This window comes from Streptomyces sp. Sge12 (assembly GCF_002080455.1).
Taxonomy (GTDB): Bacteria; Actinomycetota; Actinomycetes; order Streptomycetales; family Streptomycetaceae; genus Streptomyces.
In genome coordinates, this window is record NZ_CP020555.1 from 6,045,314 (window position 1) to 6,065,956 (window position 20,643).

Annotated in this window: 14 protein-coding genes, 2 rRNA genes and 1 pseudogene; 13 read left to right on the forward strand and 4 right to left on the reverse strand. The window is 71.0% G+C overall.

Annotated features, from left to right (window positions below; all coding sequences use genetic code 11):
- Positions 1 to 144 precede the first annotated feature (144 nt).
- The 4 genes and pseudogenes from B6R96_RS27140 (at position 145) to B6R96_RS27155 (ending at position 6,001) form a co-directional block, all read left to right on the forward strand.
- Positions 145 to 3,267, forward strand: a 23S ribosomal RNA gene (locus B6R96_RS27140).
- Between the two features lie 106 nt (positions 3,268 to 3,373).
- Positions 3,374 to 3,490: ribosomal RNA gene (rrf, locus tag B6R96_RS27145) — 5S ribosomal RNA — on the forward strand.
- 156 nt (positions 3,491 to 3,646) lie between these two features.
- Positions 3,647 to 4,627: pseudogene (locus B6R96_RS38825) on the forward strand (hypothetical protein); the annotation flags it as partial.
- A 537-nt stretch (positions 4,628 to 5,164) separates the two neighbouring features.
- Entirely contained in the window at positions 5,165 to 6,001 is an 837-nt protein-coding gene (locus B6R96_RS27155) for a tetratricopeptide repeat protein (RefSeq protein ID WP_203351663.1), read from the forward strand.
- Positions 6,002 to 6,117: 116 nt separating this feature from the next.
- Here B6R96_RS27155 and B6R96_RS27160 read toward each other — a convergent pair whose 3' ends face one another.
- Positions 6,118 to 7,389, reverse strand: coding sequence for a DUF1015 family protein (locus tag B6R96_RS27160; RefSeq protein WP_053702677.1), 1,272 nt, complete (start codon positions 7,387 to 7,389; stop codon positions 6,118 to 6,120).
- Between the two features lie 87 nt (positions 7,390 to 7,476).
- Between B6R96_RS27160 and B6R96_RS27165 the strand changes: the two genes are divergently transcribed.
- From B6R96_RS27165 to B6R96_RS27180, 4 genes are read left to right on the forward strand one after another with little or no spacing between them, the layout of a single operon-like run.
- Positions 7,477 to 8,544: an HAD hydrolase-like protein gene (locus tag B6R96_RS27165; protein WP_081523893.1), complete on the forward strand. Its 1,068-nt coding sequence runs from the start codon at positions 7,477 to 7,479 to the stop codon at positions 8,542 to 8,544.
- A gap of 49 nt (positions 8,545 to 8,593) precedes the next feature.
- Positions 8,594 to 9,661 (forward strand): FecCD family ABC transporter permease, encoded by a 1,068-nt coding sequence (locus tag B6R96_RS27170; protein WP_081523894.1) that lies wholly within the window; start codon positions 8,594 to 8,596, stop codon positions 9,659 to 9,661.
- Positions 9,662 to 9,681: 20 nt separating this feature from the next.
- Entirely contained in the window at positions 9,682 to 10,749 is a 1,068-nt protein-coding gene (locus tag B6R96_RS27175) for a FecCD family ABC transporter permease (protein WP_030389232.1), read from the forward strand.
- 17 nt (positions 10,750 to 10,766) lie between these two features.
- The gene (locus tag B6R96_RS27180) at positions 10,767 to 11,591 is read left to right on the forward strand and encodes an ABC transporter ATP-binding protein (RefSeq protein WP_107475750.1); all 825 of its coding nucleotides are present in this window, start codon (positions 10,767 to 10,769) and stop codon (positions 11,589 to 11,591) included.
- A 192-nt stretch (positions 11,592 to 11,783) separates the two neighbouring features.
- On the opposite strand, the gene B6R96_RS27185 is transcribed toward B6R96_RS27180, so the two are convergent.
- Positions 11,784 to 12,131, reverse strand: a complete 348-nt coding sequence (locus B6R96_RS27185) for an SCP2 sterol-binding domain-containing protein (protein WP_081525280.1) — start codon at positions 12,129 to 12,131, stop codon at positions 11,784 to 11,786.
- A 64-nt stretch (positions 12,132 to 12,195) separates the two neighbouring features.
- Here B6R96_RS27185 and B6R96_RS27190 point away from each other — a divergent pair, with 64 nt between their 5' ends.
- From B6R96_RS27190 to B6R96_RS27210, 5 genes are all read left to right on the forward strand, one after another.
- Positions 12,196 to 12,492: a hypothetical protein gene (locus B6R96_RS27190; RefSeq protein ID WP_081523896.1), complete on the forward strand. Its 297-nt coding sequence runs from the start codon at positions 12,196 to 12,198 to the stop codon at positions 12,490 to 12,492.
- Positions 12,493 to 12,499: 7 nt separating this feature from the next.
- Complete coding sequence (locus B6R96_RS27195; RefSeq protein WP_053172695.1) at positions 12,500 to 13,315, forward strand: TlyA family RNA methyltransferase; 816 nt, start codon at positions 12,500 to 12,502, stop codon at positions 13,313 to 13,315.
- Positions 13,312 to 14,256: an NAD kinase gene (locus B6R96_RS27200; RefSeq protein ID WP_037861291.1), complete on the forward strand. Its 945-nt coding sequence runs from the start codon at positions 13,312 to 13,314 to the stop codon at positions 14,254 to 14,256. The genes B6R96_RS27195 and B6R96_RS27200 overlap by 4 nt, the downstream gene beginning before the upstream one ends.
- 107 nt (positions 14,257 to 14,363) lie before the next feature.
- Entirely contained in the window at positions 14,364 to 16,088 is a 1,725-nt protein-coding gene (recN, locus tag B6R96_RS27205; RefSeq protein ID WP_030389226.1) for a DNA repair protein RecN, read from the forward strand.
- Between the two features lie 217 nt (positions 16,089 to 16,305).
- Positions 16,306 to 17,430 (forward strand): glycosyltransferase family 4 protein, encoded by a 1,125-nt coding sequence (locus tag B6R96_RS27210; protein WP_081523897.1) that lies wholly within the window; start codon positions 16,306 to 16,308, stop codon positions 17,428 to 17,430.
- A 107-nt stretch (positions 17,431 to 17,537) separates the two neighbouring features.
- Here B6R96_RS27210 and B6R96_RS27215 read toward each other — a convergent pair whose 3' ends face one another.
- Both B6R96_RS27215 and B6R96_RS27220 read right to left on the reverse strand, forming a co-directional pair.
- Entirely contained in the window at positions 17,538 to 19,157 is a 1,620-nt protein-coding gene (locus tag B6R96_RS27215; RefSeq protein ID WP_030389224.1) for a PucR family transcriptional regulator, read from the reverse strand.
- 35 nt (positions 19,158 to 19,192) lie between these two features.
- Positions 19,193 to 20,575, reverse strand: a complete 1,383-nt coding sequence (locus B6R96_RS27220) for an FAD-binding oxidoreductase (RefSeq protein WP_081523898.1) — start codon at positions 20,573 to 20,575, stop codon at positions 19,193 to 19,195.
- Positions 20,576 to 20,643: the final 68 nt, after the last annotated feature.

Sequence of the window (20,643 nt, forward strand, 5' to 3'; positions counted from 1 at the left end):
TGCTTGGCACGTTGTTGGGTCCTGAAGGTACGGCCGTAAGGTCATGTCTTCAGTGCCGGCCCCAGTGAACTCGCCAGCTTGTCTGGTGGGGTGATGGGTGGCTGGTCGTTGTTTGAGAACTACACAGTGGACGCGAGCATCTGTGGCCAAGTTTTTAAGGGCGCACGGTGGATGCCTTGGCACCAGGAACCGATGAAGGACGTGAGAGGCCGCGATAGGCCCCGGGGAGCTGCCAACTGAGCTTTGATCCGGGGGTGTCCGAATGGGGAAACCCGGCAGTCGTCATGGGCTGTCACCCACTGCTGAACACATAGGCAGTGTGGAGGGAACGAGGGGAAGTGAAACATCTCAGTACCCTCAGGAAGAGAAAACAACCGTGATTCCGGGAGTAGTGGCGAGCGAAACCGGATGAGGCCAAACCGTATGCGTGTGATACCCGGCAGGGGTTGCGCATGCGGGGTTGTGGGAATGAGCTTGATCGGTCTGCCGGCCGGTCGGCGAGTCAGAAACCGTTGATGTAGTCGAAGGACATGCGAAAGGTCCGGCGTAGAGGGTAAGACCCCCGTAGACGAAACATCAGCGGCTTGCTTGCTCATCTCCCAAGTAGCACGGGGCCCGAGAAATCCCGTGTGAATCTGGCGGGACCACCCGCTAAGCCTAAATATTCCCTGGTGACCGATAGCGGATAGTACCGTGAGGGAATGGTGAAAAGTACCGCGGGAGCGGAGTGAAATAGTACCTGAAACCGTGTGCCTACAAGCCGTGGGAGCGTCGCTCATTGGGTTTACCCAATGGGTCGTGACTGCGTGCCTTTTGAAGAATGAGCCTGCGAGTTAGCGGTGTGTAGCGAGGTTAACCCGTGTGGGGAAGCCGTAGCGAAAGCGAGTCCGAATAGGGCGATTGAGTTGCACGCTCTAGACCCGAAGCGGAGTGATCTAGCCATGGGCAGGTTGAAGCGGAGGTAAGACTTCGTGGAGGACCGAACCCACCAGGGTTGAAAACCTGGGGGATGACCTGTGGTTAGGGGTGAAAGGCCAATCAAACTCCGTGATAGCTGGTTCTCCCCGAAATGCATTTAGGTGCAGCGTCGTGTGTTTCTTGCCGGAGGTAGAGCACTGGATAGGCGATGGGCCCTACCGGGTTACTGACCTTAGCCAAACTCCGAATGCCGGTAAGTGAGAGCACGGCAGTGAGACTGTGGGGGATAAGCTCCATGGTCGAGAGGGAAACAGCCCAGAGCATCGACTAAGGCCCCTAAGCGTACGCTAAGTGGGAAAGGATGTGGAGTCGCAGAGACAACCAGGAGGTTGGCTTAGAAGCAGCCACCCTTGAAAGAGTGCGTAATAGCTCACTGGTCAAGTGATTCCGCGCCGACAATGTAGCGGGGCTCAAGCGTACCGCCGAAGTCGTGTCATTGCAGCAATAGGGCCAACGCCCGCTGTGATGGGTAGGGGAGCGTCGTGTGCCGGGTGAAGCAGCAGCGGAAGCTAGTTGTGGACGGTTCACGAGTGAGAATGCAGGCATGAGTAGCGATACACACGTGAGAAACGTGTGCGCCGATTGACTAAGGGTTCCTGGGTCAAGCTGATCTGCCCAGGGTAAGTCGGGACCTAAGGCGAGGCCGACAGGCGTAGTCGATGGACAACCGGTTGATATTCCGGTACCCGCTTTGAAACGCCCAATATCGAATCAGGCGATGCTAAGTCCGTGAAGCCGTTCCGGACCCTTCGGGGAAAGGAAAGTGGTGGAGCCGACGAACCAGACTTGTAGTAGGTAAGCGATGGGGTGACGCAGGAAGGTAGTCCAGCCCGGGCGGTGGTAGTCCCGGGGTAAGGGTGTAGGCCGAGGGGTAGGCAAATCCGTCCCTCATTAAGGCTGAGACCTGATGCCGAGCCGATTGTGGTGAAGTGGATGATCCTATGCTGTCGAGAAAAGCCTCTAGCGAGTTTCATGGCGGCCCGTACCCTAAACCGACTCAGGTGGTCAGGTAGAGAATACCGAGGCGTTCGGGTGAACTATGGTTAAGGAACTCGGCAAAATGCCCCCGTAACTTCGGGAGAAGGGGGGCCATCACTGGTGATCGGATTTACTCCGTGAGCTGGGGGTGGCCGCAGAGACCAGCGAGAAGCGACTGTTTACTAAAAACACAGGTCCGTGCGAAGCCGTAAGGCGATGTATACGGACTGACGCCTGCCCGGTGCTGGAACGTTAAGGGGACCGGTTAGTGACCTTTCGGGGTTGCGAAGCTGAGAACTTAAGCGCCAGTAAACGGCGGTGGTAACTATAACCATCCTAAGGTAGCGAAATTCCTTGTCGGGTAAGTTCCGACCTGCACGAATGGCGTAACGACTTCTCGACTGTCTCAACCATAGGCCCGGTGAAATTGCACTACGAGTAAAGATGCTCGTTTCGCGCAGCAGGACGGAAAGACCCCGGGACCTTTACTACAGTTTGATATTGGTGTTCGGTTCGGCTTGTGTAGGATAGGTGGGAGACTTTGAAGCAGCCACGCCAGTGGTTGTGGAGTCGCCGTTGAAATACCACTCTGGTCGTGCTGGATGTCTAACCTCGGTCCGTGATCCGGATCAGGGACAGTGTCTGATGGGTAGTTTAACTGGGGCGGTTGCCTCCCAAAGGGTAACGGAGGCGCCCAAAGGTTCCCTCAGCCTGGTTGGCAATCAGGTGTTGAGTGTAAGTGCACAAGGGAGCTTGACTGTGAGACCGACGGGTCGAGCAGGGACGAAAGTCGGGACTAGTGATCCGGCGGTGGCTTGTGGAAGCGCCGTCGCTCAACGGATAAAAGGTACCCCGGGGATAACAGGCTGATCTTCCCCAAGAGTCCATATCGACGGGATGGTTTGGCACCTCGATGTCGGCTCGTCGCATCCTGGGGCTGGAGTCGGTCCCAAGGGTTGGGCTGTTCGCCCATTAAAGCGGTACGCGAGCTGGGTTTAGAACGTCGTGAGACAGTTCGGTCCCTATCCGCTGTGCGCGTAGGAATATTGAGAAGGGCTGTCCCTAGTACGAGAGGACCGGGACGGACGAACCTCTGGTGTGCCAGTTGTCCTGCCAAGGGCACGGCTGGTTGGCTACGTTCGGGAGGGATAACCGCTGAAAGCATCTAAGCGGGAAGCCTGCTTCAAGATGAGTATTCCCACCTCCTTGAGAGGGTAAGGCTCCCAGTAGACGACTGGGTTGATAGGCCAGATGTGGAAGCCCGGTAACGGGTGAAGCTGACTGGTACTAATAGGCCGAGGGCTTGTCCTCAGTTGCTCGCGTCCACTGTGTTAGTTCTGAAGCAACGAACAGTTGCTGGTTTCTAGAGCTAGAACATAACTACAAAGTGTGCTTGTTCGCTCGAAACCGATAGGGTTTCGGTGGTCATAGCGTTAGGGAAACGCCCGGTTACATTCCGAACCCGGAAGCTAAGCCTTTCAGCGCCGATGGTACTGCAGGGGGGACCCTGTGGGAGAGTAGGACGCCGCCGAACAATCTTTCAAAGGACCCTTGGTCCAGCGTTCAACGCTGGACCAAGGGTCCTTTTTTATTTTCACCTCTTTACGCCGAAGCGCGGCCATGGGTTGGTTGCGCGAGAATGACTAGCGGTACCCCGAAGACAGGAGTCACACCCATGTCCAACTCTCCCGACGATCGTCCGGAGCGCGAGCCTCGGCGCAACGACGGCGGTGACAGGGGCGGCTACCGCGGGGGCCGTGACGACCGTGGCGGCGACCGTCCGCCCTTCCGCCGTGACGACCGTGGCGGTCGCCCGGCCGGCGGCGGCAGTGGCGGTGGCGGCTTCCGTCGCGACGACCGTGGCGGTCGTCCCGCCGGCGGTGGCGGTGGCGGCGGTTTCCGCCGTGACGACCGTGGTGGGGACCGCCCGTCCTACCCGCGCCGTGACGACGACCGTGGTGGTCGTCCCTCCGGCGGCAGTGGCGGCGGCGGCTTCCGTCGTGACGACCGCGGTGGCGACCGCCCGAGCTTCCCGCGTCGTGATGACCGTGGTGGCGAGCGTCCTTCGTACCCGCGTCGTGATGACGACCGTGGTGGGTTCCGTGGCGGTCGTGACGACCGTGGCGGCGACCGTCCGTCCTACCCGCGTCGTGATGACCGTGGTGGGGACCGTCCTTCGTACCCGCGTCGTGATGACGACCGTGGTGGTCGTCCCTCCGGTGGCGGTGGCGGCGGCTTCCGTCGTGACGACCGCGGTGGCGACCGTCCGTCCTACCCGCGTCGTGATGACCGTGGTGGCGAGCGTCCTTCGTACCCGCGTCGTGACGATGACCGTGGTGGTCGTCCCTCCGGTGGCGGTGGCGGCGGCTTCCGTCGTGACGACCGTGGTGGCGACCGTCCGTCCTACCCGCGTCGTGACGACCGTGGTGGCGACCGTCCTTCGTACCCGCGTCGTGATGACGACCGCGGTGGGTTCCGCGGCGGTCGCGACGACCGCGGTGGGGACCGCCCGTCCTACCCGCGTCGTGACGACCGCGGTGGCGACCGTCCCTCGTACCCGCGCCGTGACGACGACCGCGGTGGCCGCCCCTCCGGTGGCGACCGCCCGTCCTACCCGCGCCGTGACGACCGCGGTGGGGACCGTCCGTCCTACCCGCGTCGCGATGACCGTGGTGGGGACCGTCCCTCGTACCCGCGTCGTGATGACGACCGTGGTGGGTTCCGTGGCGGTCGTGACGACCGTGGCGGCGACCGCCCGTCCTACCCCCGTCGCGACGACGACCGCGGTGGCCGCCCCTCCGGTGGCGACCGCCCGTCCTACCCGCGCCGTGACGACCGTGGTGGGGACCGACCCTCGTACCCGCGTCGTGATGACGACCGCGGTGGGTTCCGCGGCGGTCGCGACGACCGTGGCGGCGACCGCCCGTCCTACCCCCGTCGCGATGACCGTGGTGGCGACCGTGGCGGCGACCGTGGTGGGTTCCGTGGTGGCCGTGACGATCGCGGTGGTGACCGTGGTGGCTACCGCGGTCGCGATGACCGTGGCGGCGACCGCCCGTCGTACCCCCGTCGGGACGACCGCGGCGGCGGCTACCGTGGCCGCGACGACCGTGGTGGCGACCGCGACTTCCGCGCCGACCGTGACCGCGACCCGGTCAAGCGGCTTCCGATCGACGAGGACGTCACCGGCCTCGAGATCGACGCCGATGTGCGTCAGGAGCTGCTGAGCCTGCCCAAGGGCCTGGCCGAAGAGGTCTCCAAGAACCTCGTCATGGTCGCCCGGCTGATCGACGAGGAGCCCGAGCAGGCGTACGCGTACTCGCGCATCGCCCTGCGGCTGGCCTCACGCGTCGCCGCCGTCCGTGAGGCCGCCGGCTTCGCCGCGTACGCCACGCAGAAGTACAGCGAGGCCCTCGCCGAGTTCCGCGCCGCCAAGCGCATGACCGGCTCCGTCGAGCTGTGGCCCGTCATGGCCGACTGCGAGCGCGGCCTCGGCCGTCCGGAGCGGGCGCTGGCCATGGCCGGTGAGCCCGAAGTGCAGAAGCTGGACAAGGCCGGCCAGGTCGAGATGCGTCTGGTCGCGGCCGGTGCCCGCCGGGACCAGGGGCAGCTCGAAGCCGCCATCGTGACCCTGCAGAGCCCGGAGCTCGCCTCCAGCTCCGTCCAGCCGTGGACGGCGCGCCTGCGCTACGCCTACGCCGACGCCCTGCTGGCGGCCGGTCGTGAGGACGAGGCGCGCGAGTGGTTCGGCAAGACCCTCGAAGCGGACAAGGACGGCGCCACCGACGCCTCCGACCGCCTCGCCGAGCTCGACGGTGTCGAGTTCGTCGACGCCGCGGTCGACCTGGCCGACGTGGACGCGGACGTGGACGTCGACCTCGACGACGACGAGGACGACGACGAGGGTGACGACCCGGCGGAGATCGCCGCGGCCGAGCGCGCCTCCGACGTGGCCGAGTACTACGACGAGGACGACGAGGAGTACGAGCCGCTGGAGCAGTCCGAGGCCGACTCCGACGCCGATGCCGAGGACGACAAGGCCTGAGGCACGGCACCGTGAGGTGACATGAAGAAGGGCGGTACCCCGACCGGGGTACCGCCCTTCTTCATGTCCGGTTCGCGACCGGGCGCCGGACACCGCGCGCCGGAGGCCCGACGGGGTCAGCCCAGGCCGCGCAGCACCAGGCCGGTGGCCGGCTTCGGCCCGAAGGACGTGGACTTGCGGGGCATCGTGACGCCCTGGCGGGCCAGGTCCCGTACGACCTCCTCGCGTACCGGATGCAGCAGGACCGCGGTCCCGCCGTGCCGCTCCGCCATCGCGACGGTGGACGCGGCGTCGTGGATGTACGTGATCTGGTCCGGGGCGTCCGGGACGTTCCAGAGGGAGTCCAGCAGGGTCGCGTGCAGGACGGTGGCGTCCAGCCGGCGCCATGCCTCGGGGCGGTCGTGGCGGACCGTGCGGTCGAGGAGGGCCAGGTCCGGGTCGGTGACCAGGTGGAAGGCACCGTCGCCGGCGAGGATGAAGGCGTTGCCGCGTTCCGCGGCGTCCGTGAGGGCGTCCAGGGCCAGCGGGAGCGGCCCGTCGACCGGGCGCACCCGGAAGTGGCCGTCGAGGGCGGCGAGGGCGTCCGCGACCGGGAGGCGGCGCAGCATCCGGTGGATGGCGCGGACCTGGAGCGGGTAGCGGGCGGTGTCCACGAGGAGGACCAGGCCGAAGTCCCAGGCGGTGGGGGAGCCGTGCTCCTCCTGGAGGCGCAGGTACGTGGCCCAGCGGTGGTGGCCGTCGGCGATGAGGGCCTGGCGGTGACTGAGATCCGCCGTGACGGTGGCAAGTTCGGCCGGGTCCGTGATGGCCCAGAGGCGGTGCTGGAAGCCGTCCTCGGTGGTGGTCGACAGCAGGGGGGCGCGCCGGGCGGTCCGCTCGACGACCGCGGCCGCTCCCACGGCCGGGTCGTCGCCCCGGTAGGTCAGCAGGAGGGGTTCGAGGTTGGCCGAGGTGGCCCGCATCAGGCCGGCCCGGTCGGTGACCACGTCCGGCATGACGTCCTCGTGCGGCAGGACGATGCCGGCGTCGGCGGTGGACAGGGCGAGGGCGCCGATGACGCCGCGCTGCAACAGGCCCGCCCTGCGCTGCTCGTACACGTAGAGCGCGGGCTCCGGGTCGGCGCTCAGGATGCCCTCGGCGAGCCAGTCGTGCAGGGTCCGGGCGGCCTGCTCGTTGCGCGCCGCGGGGGTACCGGCCTGCGGGAGGATCAGGCGGACGATGTTGTGCGGGTCGGCGGATTCGAGGTGGTCGACTCCGTCGGGGCGCACGACCACGTCGTACGGCGGCGAGGTGACGGCGGCCAGGCTGCCGACACGCTCGGGGACGTAGCGCAGGCCATGGAACGGGATCAGGCGCAGCCCATGCTCCGCGGTACCAGATGTGGTCATTGGTGCATCGTAAGACGCGTCTCGCCATGCGGGATGATCGGGGCAGTACGGAATCGGACAAGATCGATCTCATGAGGAGCGGACAGGATGACCCGGCAGAGCAGGACCAGTCCCGCGGCGAGTGAGCAGAGTCTGCACCAGGCCTACGACACCGCCCTGCTGGACCTGGACGGGGTGGTGTACGCCGGCGGCGAGGCCATCGCGTTCGCAGTGGAGTCCCTCGCCGCGGCGAGGGCCGACGGGATGCACCTCGCGTACGTCACGAACAACGCACTGCGGACACCGGACGCGGTCGCGGAGCACCTGGGCGAACTGGGCATCCCGACCGAGGCGGCCGAGGTGATCACCTCGGCGCAGGCGGTGGCCCGGCTGATCGCGGAGCAGGTGGAGCCGGGGTCGAAGGTGCTGGTGATCGGCGGGGAAGGGCTGCGGGTCGCGCTGCGCGAGCGGGGTCTGGTGCCGGTGGACTCGGCCGAGGAGGAGGGTCTGGCTGCCGTCGTCCAGGGGTACGGGGGTCCCGACCTGCCGTGGGGGCGGTTCGCGGAGGCCTCGTACGCGATCAACCGCGGGGTGCCGTGGTTCGCGTCGAACACCGACCTGACGATTCCGGGGGCGCGGGGGATCGCGCCGGGCAATGGGGCCGCGGTGGAGGTCGTACGGATCGCCACGGGCGCGGAGCCGCAGGTGGCGGGCAAGCCGCTGCCCCCGATGCACCGGGAGACGGTGCTGCGGACCGGGGCGGAGCGGCCGCTGGTGGTCGGGGACCGGCTGGACACCGACATCGAGGGCGCCTTCAACGGGGAGGTGGACTCGCTGCTGGTACTGACCGGGGTGACGGACGCCGAACAGCTGCTGCGGGCCGAGCCCAGGCACCGGCCGACCTACGTGGACCGGGATCTGCGGGGGCTGCTGACGGGGCAGCCGGAGGTGGAGCCGGGGCCGGAGGGTTTCCGCTGCGGCGGCTGGACGGCGGTCGCGACGAACGGGGGCGTGCTGGAACTGCGCGCGGCGGAGGGGACGGACGGCGCGGACGCGGCGGACGGCGCGGACCCGCTCGACGGTCTGCGGGCGCTGTGCGCGGCGGCCTGGACGGCGGCCGGGGACGGGGTCTGCACCCTGGACGCGGCGAAGGCGCTGGCCAGGCTGGGTCTTTAGGCCGTACGGGGGACCCGTTCGATGTGCAGGATAGGCTAGCCTAACCTGCGTGTTGGTCGAGAGTCCCCCTGAACCCGAACGGAGCGCGGCGCCCGAAGCGGGCGCCGTCGCCGCCGTAGCCCGCCCGCGTCATGCCGTGCGCGCCGCCGGTCTGCTCGTCTCCCTCGCGGTGTTGGCGCTGATCGCCGTCGTGAGCATCGCCGTGGGCGCGAAGCAGATGTCCCTGGACGAGGTCTGGCACGGCCTGTTCGCCTACGCGGGGACACCCGCCGACGTGGTGGTGCGGGACCTGCGGATCCCGCGCACCCTCCTCGGGCTGATGGTCGGGCTCGGACTCGGCCTGTCCGGTGCGGTGATGCAGGCGCTGACCCGCAACCCGCTCGCCGAGCCCGGCATCCTCGGCGTCAACGCGGGCGCCGCGGCCGCCGTGGTCTCCGCGATCAGCTTCTTCGGCGCGAGTTCGCTGAGCGAGTTCGTGTGGTGGGCCTTCCTCGGCGCCGCCCTGGTCTCGGTGATCGTGTACGTGCTCGGCGGCAGCCGCAGCGCGACGCCGGGGCGCCTCGCGCTCGCCGGTACGGCGGCCAGCGCCGCCCTCGTCGGCTACATCAACGCCGTGCAGCTGATGGACACCAAGGCCCTGGACAAGCTGCGCTTCTGGACGGTGGGTTCGCTGGCCTCGGCCAACATGGACACCGTCCGGCAGGTGGCCCCCTTCCTGCTCGTCGGCGCGGTGCTGGCGCTCGCGCTGGGCCGGCCGCTCAACGCGATGGCCATGGGCGACGACACGGCACGGGCGCTCGGCGCGCACCTGACGCGCACCCGCGTCGGCGCCATGATCGCCATCACCCTGCTGTGCGGTGCGGCGACCGCCGCGTGCGGGCCGATCGTGTTCATCGGGCTGATGGTCCCGCACCTGGTCCGGGCGTTCACCGGTCCGGACATGCGCTGGGTGCTCGCGTACTCGGCCGTCCTGTCGCCGGTACTGCTGCTCGGCGCCGACATCGTCGGCCGTGTCGTCACCCGGCCCGCCGAACTCCAGGTCGGCGTCGTGACCGCGCTCATCGGCGGCCCGGTCTTCATCTACCTGGTTCGGCGCAAGAGGATGGCCCAGCTGTGACCGCGACCGCGACCACCACCGTGACCGCGACCGAGCGCCCCCGCAAGGGCCGGTCCGGAGCCCGTCCGCTGCACCTGCCCGGCGGGATCTCGCTGCGCGTCGAGCGGCGCGCCCTGGCCGTCGGCGTCCTGCTGACCGTCGTGGCGCTCGCCCTCGCCGTCGTACTCATCGGCACGGGCGACTTCCGGATCGCGCCGTGGGACGTCGTACAGACCCTGCTGGGCAACGGCACCCCCGCCAACGACTTCATCGTCAACGACCTGCGGCTGCCGCGGGTCCTGGTGGCGCTGCTCGTCGGCGCGGCGCTCGGGATGTCCGGCGGCGTCTTCCAGTCCGTCTCCCGCAACCCGCTGGGCTCGCCGGACATGCTCGGCTTCGGCTACGGCTCGGCGGTCGGCGCGCTCGTCGTCATCGTCCTGTTCAAGGGCGGCGCCACCGAGGTGGCGGTGGGCGCGCTGGCCGGCGGCCTGCTGGCCGGGGTCGTCGTCTACCTGCTGGCGTACAAGCAGGGCATCCAGGGCTACCGGCTGGTGCTCGTCGGTATCGGCGCCTCCGCCATCCTCATCGCCGTGATCCAGTACCTGATCACGAAGGCCCAGATGATCGAGGCGACCCGCGCCATGGTCTGGCTGACCGGCTCGCTGGCCGGCCGGGACTGGGCGCAGGTGTGGCCGCTGCTCGCGGTGTGCGCGGTGCTCTTCCCGCTGGTCCTGGGCCAGGGCAGGGCCCTGCGGATGATGGAGATGGGCGACGACGCCGCGTACGCCGTCGGCGTGCGGGTGGAGCGGACGCGGATGCTGCTGATGCTCGCGGCGATCGTGCTCACCACCGCGGCGAGCGCCGCGGCCGGGCCCATCAGCTTCGTCGCGCTGGCCGCGCCGCAGCTGGCCCGGCGGCTGACCCGCTCGCCCGGCGGGAACCTGCTGACCGGCGCGCTGATGGGGTCGGTCCTGCTGATGGCGTCCGACCTGGCCTCGCAGCGGGCCTTCGGCTCCGACCAGCTGCCGGTGGGCGTGGTGACCGGCCTCGTCGGCGGTGTCTACCTCCTCTGGCTGCTCGCCACCGAGCGCAAGGCGGGACGTATATGACTGCGAAGTACGGCGACATGAGGAGTAGGCAAGTGCAGCGGCTGACCGCGGAGAACGTGACCCTCGGCTACGACCAGCGGGTCATCGCCGAGAACCTGTCGGTGGAGATCCCCGACAACTCCTTCACGGTGATCGTCGGCCCCAACGCCTGCGGCAAGTCCACCCTGCTGCGGGCCCTGTCGCGGATGCTGAAGCCGGCCGCCGGGCGGGTGCTGCTGGACGGGCAGGCCATCGGGTCGATGCCGGCGAAGAAGGTCGCCAAGACGCTGGGCCTGCTCCCGCAGTCCTCGATCGCGCCGGACGGCATCACGGTGGCCGACCTGGTCTCCCGCGGCCGGTACCCGCACCAGGGGCTGCTGCGGCAGTGGTCGGCCGAGGACGAGCGGGTCGTGAACGAGTCGATGGCCTCGACGGGCGTTGCCGAACTCGCCGACCGGGCCGTCGACGAGCTGTCGGGCGGTCAGCGGCAGCGGGTGTGGATCGCCATGGCGCTGGCGCAGCAGACCCCGCTGCTGCTGCTCGACGAGCCGACGACGTACCTGGACATCCAGCACCAGATCGACGTGCTGGACCTGTGTGCGGAGCTGCACGAGAACCAGGGGCGCACTCTCGTCGCGGTGCTGCACGACCTCAACCACGCGGCCCGTTACGCGACGCACCTGATCGCGATGCGGGGCGGGGAGGTCGTCGCGGAGGGGCCGCCGCAGGAGGTGGTCACGGCGGAGCTGGTGGAGAAGGTGTTCGGGCTGCGCTGCCAGGTGATCGACGACCCGGAGACGGGGACGCCGCTGGTGGTGCCGGCGGCGCGCAAGGCCCGTGTGGTGGCCCGGGTCGCCGAGTAGCCCTCCGGGCTGGTGGGCGGGCCGTGCCGGATGCCGGGTGCGGCGCCGTTGCCGGGGGCGCTGCCCCCGGACCCCCGCGCCTCAAACGCCGGCGGGGCTGAAAGAGCGCCTCAAACGCCGGCGGGGCTGAAAGAGCGCCTCAAACGCCGGCAGGGCTGAAAGAGCGCCGGCGCGGCTGAAATGGTGCGGCGGCTAGAGCATGGTTTTGAGGCGGAGGAGGTCGCGGAAGCCGGCTTCCAGGCGGACTCGGCCGGAGGCCCAGGCCTTGGCGAACTTCAGCTCGCCCGCGACCAGCGCCACGAGGTCGTCGCCGGTCATCGCGAGCCGGATCTCCGCCTTGTCGGCGGGCGGGCCCGGGGTGAGGGCGTCCACCCGGATCCGGCCCGCTTGCAGCCGGCCCGTGAACGTCTGGTCCAGGTCCGTGATGTGGCAGCTCAGGGAGCGGTCGAGCGCGGCCGCGCCGCGCACGCCCTCGTCGGCCCGGGCGAGGTTGTCGGAGAGTCTGTCGAGTGCTTCGCGGCACTCCTGGATCGTAGCCATCGTGATCACGACCGTACCGCAGAGCCGTGCGTGGTCGCCGGGCGCTTCGAGGTAGCGTCGGGGCATGACCGACGAAGCCGGCGAGACCCGGGCCGAAGAGCCCGCAGAGCCCGCAGAGCCCGCAGAGCCCGCAGAGCCCGCAGCGCCTGCAGAGCCCGCCGGGCCCGTGGCGCTGGGCGTCGTACGCACGCCCACCGGCCACGCCGGTGTCGATGCGCACCTGGCGCGGCTGGCGGACGCGGACCACCTCGCGGCGGACGGACACGTCGAGGTGTACGAGGATGTCCACAGGGGACTGCGCGAGGCGCTGACCGCGCTGGACGCACCGCCCGTCCCTGGTCCGTACGAAAACAGGAGCTGAATCGAACGTGGCAGGAGTGGCACGCCGCCGCCTGGACGCCGAACTGGTACGCCGCAGCATGGCCCGCTCGCGCGAGCACGCCGCGCAGCTGATCGCCGCGGGCCGGGTGACCGTGGGCGGCACCACCGCGACCAAGGCCGCCACCCAGGTCGAGACCAGCGCGGCCCTGGTGGTCCTCAAGGACGACAGCGACCCCGACTACGTCTCCCGGGGCGGCCACAAGCTGGCCGGCGCCCTGGCGGCCTTCCAGCCGCAGGGGCTGGCCGTCGAGGGCCGACGCGCGCTCGACGCGGGTGCCTCCACCGGCGGGTTCACCGACGTGCTGCTGCGCTCGGGCGTGGCCCACGTGATGGCCGTGGACGTCGGCTACGGACAGCTGGCCTGGTCGCTGCAGAGCGACGACCGGGTCACGGTCAAGGACCGCACGAACGTGCGCGAGCTGACGGTGGAGCAGCTCGACGGGGTCCCGGTCGACCTGGTCGTCGGTGACCTGTCCTTCATCTCCATCGGCCTGGTGCTGCCGGCGCTGGTGCGCTGCTGCGCGCCGGACGCCGACCTGGTGCTGATGGTCAAGCCGCAGTTCGAGGTCGGCAAGGACCGGCTGGGGAGCGGCGGCGTGGTGCGCAGCCCGGAGCTGCGGGCGGAGGCCGTGCGCGAGGTCGCGGCGCAGGCGGCGAAGCTGGGGCTGGGTGTTCTCGGGGTGACGGCGAGTCCGCTGCCGGGGCCGTCGGGGAACGTCGAGTACTTTCTGTGGCTGCGGGCGGGGGCACCGGCACTCGACCCGACGGATGTTGACCGTGCAGTGGCGGAGGGGCCGCAGTGACAGATTCATCGGATTCAGCGGGTGCAGGGGTTTCAGGGGTTGCGGGGACGGGGCGGACGGTCTTCCTGCTCGCGCACACCGGGCGGCCGGCGGCCATCCGCAGTGCCGAGCTGGTGGTGCAGGGTCTGCTGCGGTGCGGGCTCGGCGTCCGCGTCATGGAGTACGAGGCGGTGGACCTGCCGCTGCCGCCCGAGGTGGAGCTGGTCACCGAGTTCACCCCGGGGGCGCTCGACGGGTGTGAGCTGCTGATCGTCCTCGGCGGCGACGGGACCCTGCTGCGCGGCGCGGAGTTCGCGCGTGCCTCGGGGGTGCCGATGCTGGGCGTCAACCTGGGCCGGGTGGGGTTCCTCGCCGAGGCCGAGCGCGACGACCTGGACAAGGTCGTGGACCGGGTGGTCACGCGCTCGTACGAGGTCGAGGAGCGGATGACCCTCGACGTGGTGGTGCGGACGAACGGCGATGTGGTCCACCGGGACTGGGCGCTGAACGAGGCCGCGGTCCAGAAGGTGTCCCCGGAGCGGATGCTGGAGGTGGTCCTGGAGATCGACGGCCGCCCGGTGACCGGCTTCGGCTGTGACGGGATCGTCTGCGCCACCCCGACGGGTTCCACGGCCTACGCCTTCTCCGCGGGCGGGCCGGTGGTCTGGCCGGAGGTGGAGGCGCTGCTGATGGTGCCGATCAGCGCGCACGCGCTGTTCGCGAAGCCGCTGGTGACCTCGCCGACCTCGGTGCTGGCGGTCGAGGTGCAGAGCGGGACTCCGCACGGCGTGCTGTGGTGCGACGGCCGGCGGATGCTGGAGCTGCCCGCCGGGGCCCGGGTCGAGGTGCGCAGGGGCGCGGTACCGGTGCGGCTCGCCCGGCTGCACCACGCGTCCTTCACGGACCGGCTCGTCGCCAAGTTCGCGCTGCCCGTGTCGGGTTGGCGTGGGGCGCCGCACTGAGGCGCAGTTCACACGCCTCCAATAGCACATCCGTTCGAACAACTCGGAACGGGTGACGTCACATGGCACCCATGAAACCTCGGTATCGTCGTCCCGTGCTTGAGGAGATGCGGATACGGTCGCTCGGGGTCATCGACGACGCGGTGGTCGAGCTGTCGCCCGGTTTCACCGCGGTGACCGGCGAGACCGGCGCGGGCAAGACGATGGTCGTCACCAGCCTCGGGCTGCTGCTCGGCGGTCGCGCCGACCCGGCCCTGGTGCGGATCGGGGCCAAGGCGGCGGTGGTCGAGGGCCGCATCGTCATGCGCCCGGACGCCCCCGCCGCCGTACGCGCCGAGGAGGCCGGCGCCGAGCTCGACGACGGCGCGCTGCTGATCAGCCGGACCGTGTCCGCCGAGGGCCGTTCGCGCGCCCACGTCGGAGGCCGCTCCGTGCCCGTCGGCCTGCTCGGCGAGCTCGCCGACGACCTGGTCGCCGTACACGGACAGACCGACCAGCAAGGACTGCTGCGCCCGGCCCGGCAGCGGCAGGCGCTGGACCGGTACGCCGGGGACGCCGTCGCCGTGCCGCTGGAGAAGTACGGATCGGCCTACCGCAGGCTCCGCGCGGTCGCCGTGGAGCTGGAGGAGATCACCACCCGGGCCCGTGAGCGGGCCCAGGAGGCGGACCTGCTGCGCTTCGGGCTGGACGAGATCGCGGCCGTGGAACCGGTGGCCGGCGAGGACACCGAACTCGCCGCGGAGGCCGAGCGGCTCGGGCACGCCGAATCGCTGGCGAGCGCCGCGCAGCTGGCGCACGCCGCGCTCGCGGGCAACCCCGAGGACCCGGAGGCCATCGACGCGAACATGCTCGTCGCGGGCGCCCACCGGGCGCTGGAATCCGTACGGTCGCACGACCCGGCGCTCGGCGCGCTCGCCGAGCGGATCGGGGAGCTGGGCATCCTGCTGTCCGACGTGGCCGGGGAGCTGGCGGGCTACGCCGACGACCTGGACGCCGATCCGCTGCGGCTGGCCGCGGTGGAGGAACGACGGGCCGCACTGACCCAGCTGACCCGCAAGTACGGCGCCGAGGGCACCGTGGACGCCGTACTGGAGTGGGCCGAACAGGGCGCGGCGCGACTGCTCGAACTGGACGGCGACGACGAGCGGATCACCGAGCTGACCGCCGAACGCGACGGACTGCGCGGCGAACTCTCGCTGCTGGCCCAGGCGTTGACGGACGCCCGGGTGGAGGCGGCCACGCGCTTCGCCTCCGCGGTGACCGAGGAGCTGGCCTCGCTGGCCATGCCGCACGCCCGCGTGACCATCGACGTCCGGCAGGCCGACGACCCCGACGGAGTGGACGTGGACGGCCGCCCGGTCGCCTACGGCCCCTCGGGCGCGGACGAGGTCGAGCTGCTGCTCGCCCCGCACCCGGGCGCCCAGCCGCGGCCGATCGCCAAGGGCGCCTCCGGCGGTGAGCTGTCCCGGGTGATGCTCGCCGTGGAGGTCGTCTTCGCGGGCTCCGACCCGGTGCCCACCTACCTCTTCGACGAGGTCGACGCGGGAGTCGGCGGCAAGGCGGCGGTCGAGGTCGGCCGACGGCTCGCCAAGCTGGCCAAGTCGGCGCAGGTCGTGGTCGTCACGCACCTGCCGCAGGTGGCGGCCTTCGCGGACCGCCAACTGCTCGTCGAGAAGACCAACGACGGATCGGTCACCCGCAGCGGGGTCACCGTCCTGGAGGGCGAGGACCGGATCCGCGAGTTGTCGCGCATGCTGGCCGGACACGAGGACTCGGTCTCGGCGCGGGCACACGCCGAGGAACTGCTCGCGGCGGCGCGCGCGGACGCGTGAAGCACCCCGCCGAGGGCCCGGCACGCGCGGCGTACCGGGCCCTCCGGCATGCCCGGGCCGAACGGCCGGGACGGCCCGGAGATAGCCCGTGTGGGTGAGGCTGAAGGGCGTCCTGCGGTATCTCGTCCGGGATACGCACCCGTATGGTCCCGGAACGCGCGTGCGGACTGGCATCCTTGGCGACGTCTCTGACTCCCTCACCCTGGAGCTTCGGCCCGTGAGCAGCTCCCCGGTCTCCACCTCCCTTCCGGCCCAGCCCTACGGCCGGCCGCCGCTGCGCACCGTGCAAGTACTCGGCGGCGGTGCGGGCGCGGGCAACAGCGCGCACGTACGGTCGCTCGCGACCGGACTCGCCGCGCGCGGGGTACGGGTCACGGTGTGCGCACCCGTCCAGGCGGAGGGGGAGTACGACTTCACCGGCGCCGGGGCGCAGTTCGCGCCCGACGCGGTCAGCGTGCTGCGGGCCGCGTGCGCCGGGGCGGACCTCGTGCACGCGCACGGCGTGCGCGCCGGGATGCGCGCCGCACTGGCCATGCGCGGGCGCCGGGTACCGCTGGTGGTGAGCTGGCACGGCGAGGGCCCCACGGCGGCCGGTGCGCTCGGGCGGCTGAGCCGCATGCTGGAACGGCACGTCGCGCGGGCCGCCGCGGTGGTCCTCGGAGCCTCCTCGGACCAGGTGGACCTCGCACGGCTGCGGGGCGCCAGGGACGCGCGGCTGGCCCCCGTGGCGGTCCCCACGGGCCCGGCGGATGCGGGAGCGGCGGCCGACCCCGGCAAGGTACGGGCGGAACTGGGAGCGGTGGAAAGGCCGTTGCTGATCGCGGTCGGCAGCCTGGTGCCGCACCGCGGGTACTCCGTACTGCTCGACGCGGCACGGGAGTGGCGCGGCCTGGACCCGGCGCCGCTGCTGGTGATCGCGGGGGAGGGGCCGCTACGGGCCGAACTCTCCCGGCGGATCAAGGCGGAGGCCCTCCCGGTACGGCTGCTGGGCCGCCGCCGGGACGCGGCGCAGCTGCTGGCGGCGGCGGACCTGGCGGTGCTGCCGAGCCGGTGGGAGGCGCGGGCGCTGCTGGCGCAGGAGGCGCTGCGGGCGGGGGTCGCGCTGGTGGCCACGACGGTGGGGGGCGTGCCGGAGCTGGTGGGGGAGGGCGCGGTGCTGGTCCCGCCGGGGGAGGCGGGAGCGCTGGCCTCGGCCGTGACCGGCCTCCTGGCCGACCCGGACCGGCGGGCCGCGCTGGCCGCGGCAGGGCGGGCGCAGGCGTCGACGTGGCCGTCGGAGGACGACACGGTGGCGCAGGTCCTGTCGGTCTACGACGAACTGATGGAACGAACCCGCCGCTAGCCGTGCCATTGCGTGCCGTGGCGCGCCGCCGCTCCGGGGGCGCCGCCCCCGCACCCCCCGCGCCTGAATCGCCGGCGAGGCTGAAAACCGGACCCGCGAGGAGGGCGTCAGGAAGGGGTGTGGCGGCGGGCGCGGAGGGCCAGGCTGAGGGCGAGGACCGTCTCGGGGTCGTCCAGGTCCGTGCCCAGGAGCTCCGAGATGCGGGCCAGCCGGTTGTACAGCGTCTGCCGGTTCAGGTGGAGTTCGCGCGCCGTCTCGGCCTTGCGGCCCGCGTGGGCCAGGTACGTCTCCAGCGTGGGGAGGAGCGGCGGACGCGAGGCCGTGTCGTGCGTGCGCAGCGGCCCGATCGCCCGGTCCACGAAGGCCGCCAGGTCGGGGTGCTCGCGCAGCCGCCACAGCAGCAGGTCGATGTCGAGGCGCCGGGCGTCGTACCAGGGTCGGGCCGGCAGCCCGTGCGCGGCCGTGGCGGTCTCCGCGGCATGGCGCAGGCCCGCCGAGGCGGCCGCCCAGCCCCCCGCGACGCCGACGACCACGGCCGGCGGGGCGTCGGCCCGGTCCAGGCCCGCGCGTTCGACGCCCGCCCGCAGCGCGGCCGAGACCCGGTCGGCGACCGCCGTGCGCTCCGACTCCGCGCGCAGGGACACCAGCAGCGGGACCCGGCCCTCGACCGGGCGGACGCCCAGCAGGACCGGTACCCCGACGGACGACAGCTCCTCCAGCACCGCGCGCGCCAGCACCGCCCAGTTGCCGGACGGGCCGAGGTCGGAGGCGAGCCGCATGACCACGGGCAGCAGCGGGCCCCCGCCCGGCTTGAAGCCGAGGACGCGGGCCTGCCCGGGGGCGTCCTCCGCCGAGATGCGGCCCTCGGCCAGGTCCGTGAGGAAGTCGCCGCGGCCGCGCGCCGCCAGCTCCTCCTCCTGCCGCGCCTGCATCAGGACGACGGCGAGGACGCCGGCCGTGCGTTCGGCCGCCATCCGGTGCACCGGGAGCAGCGGGGCCGAGACCCCGACCAGGACGACCCGGGCGCGGACCGAGCCGGTGCCGTGGCCGCCGCCCGGTACGTCGACCACCACCGTGTTGGCGGAGGGCTCGGCCTCGCGGTGGCCCCGCAGGCCCTCCCACACCTGGAGCGGGTCGGCGCCCGCGTCCGCGGCCGTGCTGCCGGCCGCGTACAGGAGCTGGCCGTCGGGCGTCTCCAGGAAGACCGGGTTCCCGGTGAAGTCGGCCAGGATCCGCAGGACCTGCGGGATGCCCCCACCGCCGAGGAGGGCCTCCGTACAGCGGCGGTGGACCTCCTCGGCCCGCTGGAGCAGGGCGTAGTGGTGGTTGACGATCTCGGTGTGGACCTCCTCCGTGACCGCCACGAAGGGGACCTCCCGGTGCAGCTGGACCAGGGGCAGCCCGGCCGTGCGCGCGGTCTCCACGATCGTCGCCGGGAGCCGGGTGAAGCGCGGGCCCAGTTCCACCACCAGCGCGGCGATCCCGCGGTCCGCGAGGCGGCGTACGAAGGCCCGCTGCTCGGCCGGCCGGGTGCCGAGGCCCAGGCCCGTGGTCAGCAGCAGCTCGCCGCCCTTGAGCAGGGAGGCGATGTTCGGCACCTCGCCCGCGTGCACCCAGCGGACGGTCCGGCCCAGGCGGTCGGCGCAGGCCACCACCTCCGGCAGTCCGCCGCGCAGTCCCGGCAGTTCCAGCGCCCGCTGAACCGTGATCCCGCCCTGGTTCTCCATATCGCGGGACGCTACCGGCCGACCGGTCTCCATCGTCAGGCGGGCCGGATGTTGTGGTTGAAACGGAAGATGTTGTCGGGGTCGTACCGGCGCTTCAGCGCGCCCAGCCGCTGCATGTTCTCGTCGCCGAGGCCCGCGACCAGCCGCTGGGGCCCCTCGTCGCCGGTGAAGTTGAGGTAGACCGCGCCGGTGCTCCACGGCCGGGCGTCGGCGCGGACGTCCTTGACCCACTGCCGGCAGCGTTCGTCGTCGGCCGCGTCCTCCCAGATCCCGAACGGGTGCACCGCCCACGGCGCGTCGCGGTACGGCACCGGATACTCGTCCGGCCCGGAGGCGATGGCGCCGCCCTGCGGGAAGACCAGGTGCTGGGTGCCGGTCGGTACCGGCATGGTCTCGCCGCGGGCGCAGAAGGTGTCCACAAAGGCGTCCGGGCAGCCGGTGAGGTACTCCGCCGACCAGTAGTTCCGCATGCCGGGCGGGTCGTCGATCATGCACTGGAGATCGGCGTACGGGATGGCCGTGACGACCTCGGCCTCGTGCGGGATCGCCAGCAGCGGCTCGGCCAGCCTGCGCATCTCCTCCTCGGGGCCCGCGTACGTCAGCAGCGCCCCGGCGGCCAGCCGGCCGACCAGGTGCGCCGGGACGAACTCCTCGGGCGGGGCGGTCATGTAGAGGGCGGCGCCGGAGGCCTCGGGCGGCGCGGCCTCGATGACGTCCCGGTACGTACGGACCACCTCGGGCCCGCGCTCCGGCAGGTACAGCAGGAGCGCGATCGACATGGCGGGCAGGTCGTACAGCCGCAGGGTCAGCGAGGTCGCGATGCCGAAGTTGCCGCCGCCGCCGTGCAGCCCCCAGAACAGCTCCGGGTTCTCCTCGCTCGTCGCGTGGACCAGTTCGCCCTCGGCGGTGACCAGGTCCACGCCCAGCAGGTTGTCCACGGCCAGGCCGAACTTGCGGTCCAGCCAGCCGCTGCCGCCGCCCAGGACGTAGCCGCCGACGCCGGTGGTGGAAGCCCGGCCGCCGGTGGTCGCCAGCCCGTACGGCTCGCAGGCCCGGTCCAGGTGGCTCATGGTGGCCCCGCCCTCGATGTGCGCGGCCCCGGCCGCCGGATGGACCGTCACCTCGTGCATCCGGCGCAGGTCCACGACGAGACCGCCGTCGTTGAGGGACATCCCGGCCACGCTGTGCCCGCCGCCGCGCACGGCGATGTTCAGGTCCAGGTCCCTCGCGAAACGCACCGCGGTGATCACGTCCGCGGTGCTCTCGCACTGGGCGATGACGGCGGGCCTGCGGTCGATCATCGCGTTGAAGAGGGTCCGGGCCTCGTCGTACCCCGGATCCTCCGGGGCGAAGACCTCGCCGGACAGATCCTCGCGGAGCGCGGTCAGGGCCGCGCCCGCCTTCGACAGGGGAGCCATGGCTGCCCCCTTCCACCGGAGGGAGGGCATAGGACCCTTCCAGCGTAGGCGGGGACGATCACCGGGGC

Coding starts and splice junctions, on each gene's coding strand:
- B6R96_RS27160 (WP_053702677.1), bottom strand. CDS start 7,389: ATGACCACATCTGGTACCGCGGAGCATGGGCTGCGCCTGATCCCGTTC.
- B6R96_RS27165 (WP_081523893.1), top strand. CDS start 7,477: ATGACCCGGCAGAGCAGGACCAGTCCCGCGGCGAGTGAGCAGAGTCTG.
- B6R96_RS27180 (WP_107475750.1), top strand. CDS start 10,767: ATGAGGAGTAGGCAAGTGCAGCGGCTGACCGCGGAGAACGTGACCCTC.
- B6R96_RS27185 (WP_081525280.1), bottom strand. CDS start 12,131: ATGGCTACGATCCAGGAGTGCCGCGAAGCACTCGACAGACTCTCCGAC.
- B6R96_RS27190 (WP_081523896.1), top strand. CDS start 12,196: ATGACCGACGAAGCCGGCGAGACCCGGGCCGAAGAGCCCGCAGAGCCC.
- recN (WP_030389226.1), top strand. CDS start 14,364: ATGCGGATACGGTCGCTCGGGGTCATCGACGACGCGGTGGTCGAGCTG.
- B6R96_RS27215 (WP_030389224.1), bottom strand. CDS start 19,157: ATGGAGAACCAGGGCGGGATCACGGTTCAGCGGGCGCTGGAACTGCCG.
- B6R96_RS27220 (WP_081523898.1), bottom strand. CDS start 20,575: ATGGCTCCCCTGTCGAAGGCGGGCGCGGCCCTGACCGCGCTCCGCGAG.